The organism is Populibacterium corticicola, assembly GCF_042683685.1.
Taxonomy (GTDB): Bacteria; Actinomycetota; Actinomycetes; order Actinomycetales; family Cellulomonadaceae; genus Timonella; species Timonella corticicola.
The window spans coordinates 25,277-38,147 of record NZ_JBHUOP010000005.1; the positions used below are offsets into that span (position 1 = coordinate 25,277).

General features: G+C 57.8%; 12 protein-coding genes and 1 tRNA gene. All 13 read left to right on the forward strand.

The features are described from left to right. Positions 1-118: 118 nt before the first annotated feature. Positions 119-796 (forward strand): MazG family protein, encoded by a 678-nt coding sequence (locus tag ACFSYH_RS11965; RefSeq protein WP_377467215.1) that lies wholly within the window; start codon positions 119-121, stop codon positions 794-796. A gap of 140 nt (positions 797-936) precedes the next feature. Then, positions 937-2,229, forward strand: coding sequence for a phosphopyruvate hydratase (gene eno / locus ACFSYH_RS11970; RefSeq protein ID WP_377467216.1), 1,293 nt, complete (start codon positions 937-939; stop codon positions 2,227-2,229). 249 nt (positions 2,230-2,478) lie between these two features. Then, positions 2,479-3,357: an FtsB family cell division protein gene (locus ACFSYH_RS11975; RefSeq protein ID WP_377467217.1), complete on the forward strand. Its 879-nt coding sequence runs from the start codon at positions 2,479-2,481 to the stop codon at positions 3,355-3,357. Between the two features lie 106 nt (positions 3,358-3,463). Continuing rightward, on the forward strand, positions 3,464-4,015 hold the full coding sequence (locus ACFSYH_RS11980) for a DUF501 domain-containing protein (RefSeq protein ID WP_377467218.1): 552 nt from the start codon (positions 3,464-3,466) through the stop codon (positions 4,013-4,015). 75 nt (positions 4,016-4,090) lie between these two features. Then, positions 4,091-5,089, forward strand: a complete 999-nt coding sequence (locus ACFSYH_RS11985; protein WP_377467219.1) for a Ppx/GppA phosphatase family protein — start codon at positions 4,091-4,093, stop codon at positions 5,087-5,089. 346 nt (positions 5,090-5,435) lie between these two features. Further along, entirely contained in the window at positions 5,436-5,765 is a 330-nt protein-coding gene (locus ACFSYH_RS11990; protein WP_377467220.1) for a PadR family transcriptional regulator, read from the forward strand. Next, entirely contained in the window at positions 5,762-7,321 is a 1,560-nt protein-coding gene (locus ACFSYH_RS11995) for a hypothetical protein (protein WP_377467221.1), read from the forward strand. Before ACFSYH_RS11990 ends, ACFSYH_RS11995 begins: the two co-directional genes overlap by 4 nt. A gap of 263 nt (positions 7,322-7,584) precedes the next feature. Next, entirely contained in the window at positions 7,585-9,045 is a 1,461-nt protein-coding gene (locus ACFSYH_RS12000; protein ID WP_377467222.1) for an NAD(P)/FAD-dependent oxidoreductase, read from the forward strand. Between the two features lie 122 nt (positions 9,046-9,167). Further along, positions 9,168-9,240: transfer RNA gene (locus ACFSYH_RS12005), tRNA-Leu, on the forward strand. Between the two features lie 105 nt (positions 9,241-9,345). Beyond that, positions 9,346-10,467 (forward strand): Fic family protein, encoded by a 1,122-nt coding sequence (locus tag ACFSYH_RS12010; protein WP_377467223.1) that lies wholly within the window; start codon positions 9,346-9,348, stop codon positions 10,465-10,467. Between the two features lie 322 nt (positions 10,468-10,789). Further along, positions 10,790-11,212 carry a hypothetical protein gene (locus ACFSYH_RS12015; RefSeq protein ID WP_377467224.1) on the forward strand — a complete coding sequence of 141 codons (423 nt, stop codon included), beginning with the start codon at positions 10,790-10,792 and terminating at the stop codon, positions 11,210-11,212. A 210-nt stretch (positions 11,213-11,422) separates the two neighbouring features. Then, positions 11,423-12,280 (forward strand): Bax inhibitor-1/YccA family protein, encoded by an 858-nt coding sequence (locus ACFSYH_RS12020; RefSeq protein ID WP_377467225.1) that lies wholly within the window; start codon positions 11,423-11,425, stop codon positions 12,278-12,280. Positions 12,281-12,416: 136 nt separating this feature from the next. Continuing rightward, positions 12,417-12,821, forward strand: coding sequence for an FKBP-type peptidyl-prolyl cis-trans isomerase (locus ACFSYH_RS12025; RefSeq protein ID WP_377467226.1), 405 nt, complete (start codon positions 12,417-12,419; stop codon positions 12,819-12,821). The last annotated feature ends 50 nt before the right edge of the window (positions 12,822-12,871 follow it).

Genomic DNA, 12,871 nt, shown 5'->3' on the forward strand with positions numbered 1-12,871 from the left:
GCCCACTCGTCGCCTATCTGACGCATCCAAGCGCTCTGGCAAGGTGAGGGGACGCTGGAACCGAGCCGTATCGTCGGCAATTGATATGTATGTCAGTGGCATCTGATTGAATGAACGAGTGAACAAACCAGCGCACGAAGGTCTCGCCGACGCAATCAAAGTCATGGACACACTGCGTTCAGAGGGCGGTTGTCCGTGGGATGCGGAACAAACGCACGAGAGCCTCGTGAAGTACTTGCTTGAGGAAAGCCACGAACTCGCGGAGGCAATCGAGCAGCGTGACCGAGCCAACATGCGCGAGGAACTCGGAGACGTGCTGCTCCAAGTGCTCTTCCATGCGCGCATCGCCCAAGAACACGAGGGCGAGCCGTTCGGGATCGACGATGTGGCTCAGGATCTCGCTGACAAGCTGTGCTTCCGCCACCCACATGTCTTCGCTGATGTGCAGGTTGCTGACGCCGTGGAGGTCACACAGAACTGGGAAGCGCTGAAGAAACAGGAGAAGCAGCGCGAGTCCGTCCTCGACGGAATCCCCCTCACCATGGGCGCTCTCGCACGCGCTCAGAAAATGGTGAGCCGCGTAAACCGCGATGAACGAATCGTGAACGCACTGGCATCTGTGTCAGAAAACGTAGACAATAGTAACGACGCAGTAAAAATCGGCAATGAACTCTTGGACCTCGTGCGGCGAGCCGCACGCCAAGGCGTTGACGCTGAAGGCGCATTACGACAAGCCCTCACGGAGTTTGAACGTGATGTGCGCAGCGCCGAATCGAGTTTGCTCGATCACCCCTAAAGCCCGCAGGCCCGTAGCCTGCACGGACAAGCACACCGGTGCCTATGAACGTAAGAAGCATAGGACGAATTGCCCTAGTCGCCTTATGTGACGCCGGTAGGCTTGGAATGTACGTTCAAGTCTCTTGAAGGAGCCCCACAGTGGCATTTATCGAATCCGTACGCGCGCTCGAGATCCTCGACTCCCGCGGTAACCCAACCCTTGAGGTTGAGGTTGTTCTTGAAGACGGTGCAATCGGACACGCAGGTGTCCCATCCGGTGCATCCACCGGTGCATTCGAAGCAGTTGAGCTCCGCGACGGTGACAAGTCCCGTTACCTCGGTAAGGGCGTTGAGAAGGCAGTTGCGGCCGTCAACGACGTCTTCGGCCCAGCGCTCGTAGAGGAAGGCTTCGACGCTGAGGACCAGCGCGCAATCGACGCTAAGCTCATCGAGATCGACGGAACCGCGAACAAGGGCCAGTACGGCGCAAACGCCATCCTCGGCATCTCGCTCGCAGTCGCACACGCTGCAGCAGAGTCCGCTGGCCTGCCACTGTACAAGTACGTTGGTGGACCAAACGCGCACACCCTCCCAGTCCCAATGATGAACATCCTCAACGGTGGATCGCACGCCGACTCCAACGTTGACATCCAGGAGTTCATGATCGCTCCAATCGGCGCACCAACCTTCAAGGAAGCCCTGCGCTGGGGTGCTGAGGTCTACCACTCCCTCAAGTCCGTTCTCAAGGCCAAGGGCCTCGCAACCGGTCTTGGTGACGAGGGTGGTTTCGCACCAAACCTCGAGTCCAACCGTGCAGCACTCGACCTCATCATCGAGGCAATCGAGAAGGCTGGCTACAAGCCAGGTGAAGAGGTCGCACTCGCACTCGACGTTGCGGCAACCGAGTTCTTCGACGAGGCCAAGGGCGTCTACAACTGGGAAGGTGGCGAGAAGACCGGCGACGAAATGATCGAGTTCTACGCTGGCCTCGTTGCTGACTACCCACTCGTCTCCATCGAAGACCCACTGTCCGAGGACGAGTGGGCATCGTGGGCAAAGCTCGTTGAGGCTGTTGGCGACAAGACCCAGATCGTTGGCGACGACCTGTTCGTAACCAACCCTGAGCGCCTCGCACGCGGAATCGAGGAGAAGGCTGCAAACGCGCTCCTCGTTAAGCTGAACCAGATCGGTTCGCTCACCGAGACCCTCGACGCAGTGACCCTGGCGCAGCGTGCCGGATTCTTCGCAATGACCTCCCACCGTTCCGGTGAGACCGAAGACACCACCATCGCTGACCTTTCGGTTGCAACCAACGCCGGCCAGATCAAGACCGGTGCACCAGCACGTGGCGAGCGCATCAACAAGTACAACCAGCTCCTCCGCATCGAAGCTCAGCTCGGTGACGCAGCAGTTTACGCAGGAAAGTCCGCTTTCCCACGTTACAAGGGCTGAACTCTGAGTCTTGCCGTATCGCGGCGGGAAACGTGAGCGTTAAGGGAGCCGACCCCACGGGGTCGACTCCCTTTCTCTGTGCCCGACTTCTGTGGAAGTGGATCCGTGGCAACAGTGGATCTCAGGGGGCAGGGCTTAGATGAACAATCGCCGAATGGGCCATTCCACGGTGTGGTGATTTTGTGCGGCTGGACTAGGATCCGGCGTGGCGGGCAACCGGCGTGCGCCACGACTGGGAAGATTACAGTTATGTCTCCCCAACGTCCCCACGCACCGCGCCCGTCCGGCGGCAGTTCGCCGCGCTCGGCGCGACGCAACACCAGGCCGTCCAGCGGCCAGGTGCCGTCTGCGGGACCGAACTCGCGGGGAACGGCCACGGGGGTGCCACGCCAACCACGGGCAGGCTTATCCACCGGAACCCCGCGCAATGCGCAGCCGAAGGCGCCGCGTCGTGGGGAAGGCGACCGGATCGTCGGCAAGGAAAAAACGACTCCGCGCGCAAGTGGCGGGTCAGGTACTCCAAGCCGTCCCCAGAAACCCGCGGCGGCTCGAGAAACCCGCAGCCCGGATACCGAAAGCGTTTCGGCATACGCGGTTGGAGCACCACTCAACCGAAACTTTGGTCTACTACAGACCACCACAGCACGTGTGGTTGTTCTTGCGCTGACTTTGGCAATCTGCGCGGTCATCGTGACACCCGTGCTGCGTAACTACTTCAAGCAGTACAACGCCAACAACGCAATCCGTGCGGACATCGAACAGCAACAGGCCATCAACGAGGACCTCCGCAACGAACTTGCTCGCTGGGAAGACGACAAATACGTCATCGCGCAGGCTCGGGAACGTCTCACGTTCGTGTTCCCCGGCGAAACCCCATACCGGGTCATGGGCTGGAACGACGCCGACCTGGAAGATGTTCCTGGCGCGACAACCGATACACCAGCGCTGTTTCCTGACCAAGACGTAGCCTGGTATGAGGACCTGTGGCAGTCTATCCAACGGACCGGAACCCTGCTGGAGAGCGGTGAGCCCGCGGAGGATGAGGTGTCTGATGGTGGTGCTGCGGGTAGTGGCTCCGAGGACGACGAAGAACCAGAGGACACCACAACGGGCAGTTCAGTCGACTGAGTATCAACTCGATCTGCGTGAGTCCTCACAGCAGGGGATGCCAAGATCCAAATGTGACGAACTGGGGTGATCTCGGCGGTGCCGGTAGCGGGTGTTTGTTGAGAGAATGGACGCTGGCGAAAACACCTACCGGCAAGGACGAACCGTGACTAAAACTGTGGGAACCGACGCGTTTGCGGTGACCGAAGCTGATCTCGTGGCACTGGAAGAGCAGCTTGGACGCGTGCCTCGCGGAGTCGTCGGCATCGCTGCACGCTGTGCGTGTGGTCGACCGCTCGTGGTTCAAACCGCGCCGCGTCTGGAGGACGGCACCCCATTCCCCACAACCTTCTACCTGACTCACCCAGGGGCCGTGCTCAACGCCAGCCGCCTTGAAGCCGCCGGTGTCATGAAGGAGATGTCGGACCGCCTCCTGGAGGATGAGGAACTCGCCGCCCGCTACCACAAGGCACACGAACACTACCTCGCAGCCCGTGAAACCCTCGGACACGTTGAGGAGATCGCAGGTATCTCCGCTGGAGGCATGCCCGTGCGCGTCAAATGCCTGCACGTGCTGATTGGTCACGCGCTCGCCGCTGGTCCGGGTATCCAACCACTCGGCGACGAGGCCCTTGAGATGATCAAGGATGAATGGCGTCCCGACGTCTGCAGTTGCTGAACCCTGTCAGGAGCGGCTGCGGTCGCGTTGTCTGTGCGTCTGGCACTGTCAGATGCTAGTGGAAAAGTAGAGCCCATGAGCGTATCTGTTGATCTTCCCGAAACTGCGCCAGCGATTCCCGCTGGCCAGACTCGTGTCGCGGCCATCGACTGCGGCACCAACTCAATCCGCCTGCTCATCGCAGACGTCGATGGAGCCTCGGGCACATTGAGCGACCATCTCCGGTTGATGGAGGTCGTTCGGCTCGGTCAGGGCGTTGACAAGACTGGCCGTCTCGCAGATGAGGCTCTTGCGCGCACGCTTGACGCGTGTGTCCGCTATGCCCAGTTGTGTGAGGCGTATGGCGTGCAGAAGATCCGCTTCGTGGCGACATCCGCAACCCGAGACGCCGAGAACCGAGGCGAGTTTGTCGCTGGAGTGAAGGCCGCGTTGGGCGTGGAACCAGAGGTTGTGACTGGCGACGAGGAGGCGGCTCTGTCGTTCCGCGGGGCTGTCAGCGTGCTTGGTTCCAAATATCCGGGGCCTTATCTTGTGGTCGATTTGGGTGGCGGTTCCACTGAACTTGTTTTGGGTGGTTCCGCACCTTTGGCTGCGTATTCGATGGATGTTGGTTGTGTCCGTATGACCGAACGATACCTGCAGTCGGACCCTCCAACTCAGGAGGAGATCGCTGCGGCTGCCCAGGACATCAACGCGGCAATTGACGAGGCGTCACGTGTTGTGCCGATTGAACGGACCGGAACCCTCGTTGGGTTGGCTGGTTCTGTGACCACTGTGACCGCACATGCGCTGAAACTGCGGGAGTATGACCGCGACCAGATCAACGGTGCGGTACTTCCGCTCAAGAACGTTCAAAAGGCGTGCGATGATCTGCTGGCCCGGAACTCAGGGGAGCGGGCTGCTCTCGGGTTCATGCATCCCGGTCGGGTTGATGTGATCGGTGCGGGTGCACTCGTGTGGTCGACCGTTGTTGCGCGCGTGCAGGCCGCCGTTGCCCAAGCCGGTGGCAACTTGAAAACCACAGTGACGTCTGAGCACGACATCCTGGACGGGATCGCGTTGTCGCTCGGCTAGATCTTTGCTTGGCTGAACTCTAATTACGCATATTCGTTACGCATAAGGCGTGGCTGGACTTGTTCCGGCCACGCCTTTTTGTGTGAGCTCTGGTTCGATGTGTGGGTTCTCTCGCCGATGCGTGTCTTCCGTTGCCACACATCGGCTGGATAAAACAGGTTCGGGGATGCTTAGCGCGGCTTCCCCTTCACATTGGATACAGAGAACTCACTGCTGAACCGCACGATAAATACTACTGCGCAAGAATTAGTACCTCGACACTAGCAGTACTGCGCGAAGCATAGTAGTGTTTATTCCGGAACATTGGAGCGGATAGGTCCGTGGAATCTGGGAGCGAGGTGCAGCGATGGACAACAGTCAACTCCTCAAAGGAGTGCTGGATGCTGCGGTGCTCGCGGTGGTGGAACAGGCCGATGGGTACGGATACGACGTTGTGCGCCGATTGCGCGCAGCCGGATTCGAGGAAGTCGGTGAAGCCTCGGTGTATGGCACGCTGCGGCGGCTGTACTCGGCAGGAAATCTGTCAACCTACGTTGTGCCGAGCGACGAGGGGCCACACCGCAAGTACTACGCAATTAATGGTCAGGGCAAGGAACAACTCGAACAGCAACGAAAAGAATGGGGTAGCTTCGCACAATCGATGACTGCGCTACTCGAAGAAGGAAACGCATCATGAACATGGTCTTGGTTAACTACGTCTCGTACTACGCCACACAGGTGCGCGGGTTCCTCAAGGGACTGTCGCCTGAAGTGGTTGAAGAACTCACGGGTGGACTCGAAGCGGACCTGATCGAGGCCATGTCCGAGAACACTGAAGTATCGGATACGAGTGATATCACTCTGAACGATCTCATCGCGCGGTTCGGCACGCCGGAGGCGTACGCTCGCGAACTGTGCGAGTCCGCTGGCGTTGACTTCGACGGCGCAAAGGCTGCGGGGCAGATGCCAGTATCTGGTGCTCTGCGTTCCAAGAGCCGTAATCCATTCAAGCGCTTTGGCGCATGGATCGCTTCGCTGGTGGCCGCCGTGATAGGGCTGGGTGCCCGAGCCCAGGGAATCAAGTTCAGCCCTGCGGTGGTGAAATTCCTGACCGAAATGCGTCCAGCCTGGTGGTTTGTGCGTGGCTGGCTCGTGTACTGCATCATCGTCCAGATGGAGGGACAGGGGATCCAGCGGTTCCCACAGGACCTGGCTCACTGGTGGCTGTTCGCGGGAATCGTGCTTCTTTCCGCGCTGCTGGGATTGGCGAGTGCCCGCCATGCGGTTCCTGGTTTCTGGAGTAAGGCTGTCATTGCGCTCAATGTGTTTGTGCTGTTGTTTGTCCCAGCCTTCACCCGGCCGTATCAGGACCGCAGCCCCAATGACGCATATGACAGCGGGTATAGCAGGGGCTATGACGATGGCCAAGAAGCGATGAACGCCAGTGTTGATATGACCACGTATGGTCCCTCAAATGGGTATGGGGAAGCCTATTTGAGTCAGATGGATTTGGGTAGTGCATCCAATCTGTTTGTATATGACGCAGAAGGAAACCTCATTCCTGATGCGCGCATCATTGATGACAAGGGGAACTCCCTTGACGCGGCGTTCTATCCGATCAAGGTCAACAGAGTCACTAGAACCGTTGACGTTATGAATGCTCGTGCCGATGAGTATGGTCGTCCCGTGCTGAACGTTTTCCCTGCGTCGTTCTCGGCTGTAGATATTGTGGAGGATACGTGCTCTGAGGAATCCCAGAGGTTTTGGAACGCGGTGATGTCCGGTCACATTAATGAGCAATGGGATGATGACTGGGACGAGGACGAAGATGATGGCTCGCTGAGGCATGGGCGCGGGTTGCTGAGGCACAACACGTTCCAGATTGAGTTCCGGTATGGGCCACATGAGAAAGTGCTTTATTTGGGTGGCATTTCTAACCTGCCGAGTGACAGTGAATGCATCTACGGCTTCAAACGTCCAGGTGCTCAGGAGCCAGAAGCGCCCGCCTTCAAGAAGCTACCTGCGCTTGCACCGCTTTCAATTGACGACGAGTCGGCTAGTTCGTCCGACGAGTCACCTTCCAGCGTGGATGGGGACGCCGCCGAGGGCGGCTCTGAAGAGGGTGCGAAGGGAAGCGACGGAAAATCTGAGGACGACAAGAAGGAGTCGGGCTCGGAAGTCGAATCGACTGAGGAATCAGCAGAAGAAGCAGTAACCGGGCCTGCTGATAGTGATTCTGCTTCGAGCGACTGACCGTCTGCTCAACGTGTGCGGAACTACGTGGGTGTGCATAGAAAGAGCAGCACACCCACGTAATTCCCCACCCTCCACCCGATGGAAGGTGACGGTGCGAGGGCGGGTGAGGGCTCGTCGTCAGGTAATAACCAAAATAAGGACAGCCTAACTAGTGAAAAGCAACTCAAAACCGCCAGAATAAGCGGAAAATTCATGGGATGTGCTGGTTATCACGCACCCAAAATGATGCCGGACCAAAGTCCCAGTCATAAAATTGGAGCATGCCACAGACAAACGAGACCACGGATGCTGCTGCGGAAACCGCGCAGGCTACCGTTACGCCACGCCCACGTAAGGTTCCACGAATCGTAGTGCTGGGTGGTGGATCTGTCGGACTGTACTCCGCACGCCGTCTCCGCAAGCGCCTCGGCCGCCGTGAGGCAGCGATCGTTGTGGTTGACCCTCGCCCATATATGACCTACGCTCCGTTCCTGCCTGAGGTTTCCGCAGGCTCCATCTCGGACCGCGACGTGGTTGCTCCGCACAACCGTGCGTTGAAGCACATCGACACTCTTCAGGGCCGCGTCACCGCGATCAAGCACGGCGCAAAGACCGTTGAGATCACCCCAGAGGTCGGCGACCCATACGAGATCACGTACGATCACCTCATCATCGGACTCGGTTCCGTATCCCGCCTGCTGCCTATCCCAGGCCTTGCCGAGGTCGGAATCGGTTTCAAGAATGTTGAAGAGGCAATCGCAGTGCGCAACCACGTGCTCGACCGCCTCATCGTCGCATCCTCGACCTGGGACAAGGAACTGCGCGAACGCCTCCTGACCTTCACATTCGTTGGAGGTGGATTCGCAGGTATTGAAGCGATCGCCGAGATCGAGGATATGGCGAAGTCCGCGGTCAAGCAATACCCAACCATTGACGCTAGCGAACTGCGCTTCGTCATGATCGAGGGTTCGGACCGTATCCTTCCAGAACTGACTCTCGAGATGGCCAACTATGCGCTTGAAGAGATGAAGAAGCGTGGAATTGAGTTCCACCTCTCCACCTTCCTGTCCTCGTGCGTGGACGGAAACATCGTGACCTCGACCGGTGTTGAGTTCGAGTCTGACACCGTTGTATGGACCGCTGGTGTCAAGGCGAACCCTGTCATCGGTGAGTCTGATCTCCCATCCGACAAGCTGGGGCGCGTCACCGTCAACACGAAGCTCCAGGTCATCGACGAGGACGGCAACGTCATCCCAGACGCATACGCCGCCGGTGACTGCGCCGCCGTGCCGGACGTGCATGGTGGAATCAACGGTTTCTGCGTGCCAAACGCTCAGCACGCCGTCCGCCAGGCAAAACTCCTCGGTGACAACCTTGCATCCGTTCTGCGTTCCGGTGACCTCAAGGACTACGAGCACAAGAACCTCGGAACCGTGGCCTCACTTGGCCTACACAAGGGTGTCGCCATCCTGTTCGGTGGACTGAAGTTGCGTGGCTTCCTCGCATGGTGTGCTCACCGTGGCTACCACCTCATGGCAATGCCAACGATCTCCCGCAAGATCCGCATTGCAACGGGTTGGACCGCTGCCTACCTCATGCGCCGTGAACTCGTGCCACTTGGTCCGCTGCACGACCCACGCGCAGAGTTCCGTCGCGCAGCAGTTCCACCCAAGCCAAAGGCTGAAGCCCCGGCGAAGAAGGACGAGAACGCTACCGACGCTGAGAAGGCTGAAGCCAAGTAAATCTTTGGTACGAGGTATCACTTGCTGATGGGGCGTTCGATTTGAGCGCCCCATCGCGGTATCCTCTTAAAGTCTGATTCCGCTGAGTGGGGTCGGACGGCAGTAGGCAGGATGGTCTGCACGCCCCCATAGCCCAATGGCAGAGGCAACCGACTTAAAATCGGTCCAGTGTCGGTTCGAGTCCGACTGGGGGTACTTGTTTAAGAGTGGCCACGATCATGCGTCGTGGCCACTCTTGTATGCTCTCAGTAGTGTCAGCCGTTCGCAGCGAATCGAGATAGCGGTCAAGGAGAGAATCTGGTGAGTTGGTCTCCCGAACATCCTTTCAATGCTCTACCTCCATTGCCTCCGCGCGGTGATGTCGAAACACGTGCAGTACTCAAAAGCACGATTGAAGCTCGAGCGGCGCTTGCGGAACTTAATGCCGCTGCTCGGCAACTTGCTAACCCCGCCGTTGTTATCAACGCGATTCCGCTGTTGGAAGCTCAAGCGAGTTCTCAGATTGAAAATATTGTCACAACTACTGACGAACTCTTTGCCGCCACAGCCACATCTCACGCCCTGCTTGAAGAAGCAAGCGCAGCGGTACGTGAAACCCTTCGTTACCGCTCAGCGCTACGGGTCGGATTCGACAGCCTAGGCAGCCGACCTATTAGCACTCAGACTGCTGTGGGTATCTGCTCTCAGATTCGTGGGCACGAGGTTCGGGTTAGAGACGGGGAAGTCTATATTGGCAACCCGCTTACTAGAGAGCGGGTCTACACACCGCCGTCAACGCCTGATGTTATTCAGGGTTTGCTCGACAACTGGAGTTTGTTCGTTAACTCTGGAGCACGGGAACGTAGTGACATCGACGACCTTGATCCCGTTGTTCGGATGGCTTTGGCACACTACCAGTTTGAGGCCATCCATCCCTTCACAGATGGCAACGGACGTACGGGTCGTATCCTCAATGTCCTCATGCTTTGTGATGCACAACTTCTGGAACTGCCGTTGCTGTATCTGTCACGAGAGATCATCGCTACGAAAGATGAGTATTATCAGCGTCTTCTAGACGTCACCCAGCACGGAGCATGGGAAGAATGGCTCGTTTATTTTGTTGAGCAAGTGCGCCGCAGCGGTGAGCGGACGCTCTCTTTGGTTCAAGAGTTAACGAGACTTCATGAGGATCTCACTACCCATACTCGCACGGTGACAGGGACCGCGAATGCAGACCTTGCTTCTGTTCTCATGGAACAACCGTATGCGCGTACCAAGAACGTGACTGACCGGTGCGGAGTATCGCGTCCCACCGCGACACGGTGGATGAAGTCTTTGGTCGCCACCGGTGTCCTTGACGAGGTTAAAGTTGGAAGAGAAGTCCTCTATCTCAATACACGTATGCTCGAAGTCCTTTCTGGCATTGCCTCGTTGAACGAGTAAACGTGTAAAGATTCTTTCCACGAACGCAAAACGTGTAAAGAAATCGTCGATTTTTTTACACGTTTTGCGTTCGTGGAAAGAATCTTTACTAGACAGAGTCTGAGTGCCAGTTACTGCCCTATTCAGTGAGGCAGCGCTGGCATGGCCGAGGCGCGCCTCGTGATATCTCGATCAATCCGCCTCATCGGGCACATGAGTGGCGTTCCTGAGGCGTTTTTCGAGGTAGCGACCTGAATCCGATGAGTTCGTATATGCTCTGTGGGTGGAAACAATCCTAGGCTTAGAACCTTCAGTTTTTGCTGGGGTTTTGTTCGTACTCCTCATGCTCGTAGTTCTCTTTGCGCCGCGTAAGAATAAGCGCCGCGCAGGACCGCGTCGTGGCGGTGATGGACCATACCTTAAAGCTCCCCGCGTCGGCGAATATTGGATGGCTGACGTGCCCTTCCGTGATGGCACGGGAAGCAAGGATCGGCCCTGCCTTGTTGTCGGGACTGACGGTGAAATGTACACGGTCCTGTATGTCACCTCGCGTGACCGTTCGGATAACAGCGCGTTTATTGCGATCAACTCGAGTTCGTGGCGTGGGAGCGTGGCGAGCAAACAGAGTTGGATGCAGGTTGGGTGGTTCGGGCGCGAAGACCCACGCATCACCGTTCACTTCGCTTATTTCCGACGAAGGCTCGGAGCGTGGAGCGCAGCCGAGCAGCGCTCGGTGCGTGCCGCTTTGCGTGAACTTGAATCTTGACCCCAAAGCCGACGATACAGGCGGGAAAGCCCACCGTATCGTCGGCAATAGGTATAAAACGTGCACATAACGCTGTATGAGGGGTGGACTACGTGAAGTACCACCGCGCTCAACTCAGGAACTAAATGACAACCTGTTGCGTTATAACGGTCAGTACCGTCCGTCCCGCAGGTATTGTGGGGCGTGTACATCCCCCAAAACGGAGGAAGAATGGCAAACCCAGTCTTTAACAACAGTGCAGTGTTCGGCGAGAAGGCGAACCGCGACGTTCAGCGTACGCAGCAACAGCAGATGGACCCACGGCTCGCAACCGAGGCCCACGGCGCGTACTCACAGACGATGGACGCGGCATCAATGGAGCAGATGTACAACGCTCCAGCCGCTACCTCGGCAGACACCGACCGAATGACCTATGACGACATCATCATGAAGACCGGTGGCTTGCTGGCGCTTCTGATCGCTGTCGCGGCGGCCACGTGGGTATTGAACCCAAGCCTCTACATCGTTGGTGTGATCGGTGGCCTTGTTCTCGGTCTCGTCAACGCGTTCAAGAAGGAGCCAAGCCCGGCGCTCATCGTGGCGTACACCGTCTTCCAGGGAATGTTCCTTGGTGGAATCTCCTATATCTTCCAGAACCAGACCGTATCCGGACAGCCGCTTGATGGTCTGGTCTTCCAGGCGGTTCTGGCCACGATGTCGGTGTTCGTAGGCGCGCTGTTCCTGTTCAAGTCCGGCAAGGTCCGCGTGACCCCGAAGTTCAACCGCATCCTGCTCGTGGGAATCGTTGGCATTGCGCTATTCAGCTTGGTCAACCTGGTTCTCGTGGCGACCGGCCTGCTTGATGGTTGGGGAATGCGTTCCGGTGGACTCGGCATCGTGATCGGCTTGGTTGCTATCGGCCTTGCTGCAATGTCGCTGATCTCAGACTTCGACATGGCAGCGACCGGTGTTCGTAACGGCATCCCGAAGAAGTACGCCTGGTCCGCAGCGTTTGGCCTTATGGTCACGCTGATCTGGCTGTACGTCGAGATCCTGCGTCTGCTCGCGATCTTGCGCGGAAGCGACTAATCTCTCATTGACCGTCGGCCTATTCATCAACAGGTAACTGTTGGCGGACGGGCCAACGGTCATGTCACACTAGTGTGACGGGCAGTTCCCGCAGTTGCGCAGCAACGGGGAAATCCATGACGAAAGGCTCCGACGTATGTCGACCCAACTTCCATCCGCTACCGGCGGATTCGGCGAAAAGCCGGTTATCACCTTCCCAACTCCAGAAGCACCAGCAGGCCTCCAAGTCGAGGTTCTTGTCGAAGGTGATGGTCCAGAGATCGCTGCTGGCGACAACATTGTGGTGCACTACCTCGGCCAGTCGTGGGGTGGTTCCGTGTTCGACAACTCCTACGATCGCGGTGCAACCATTGACTTCCCAATCGGTATCGGTGCCGTTATCGGTGGCTGGGACCAGGGGCTGCCAGGCAAGAAGCTTGGTTCGCGTATCCTGCTGTCGATTCCACCAGAGCTTGGTTACGGCCAGCGTGGCATCCCGCAGGCGGGTATTGCCGGCGGCGCAACTCTCGTGTTTGTGATCGATCTGGTCGACGTAGCGTAAACGAGATCAAGATATCTATACAGGTAGGGTGGCGCCGAACTTTTACGTTC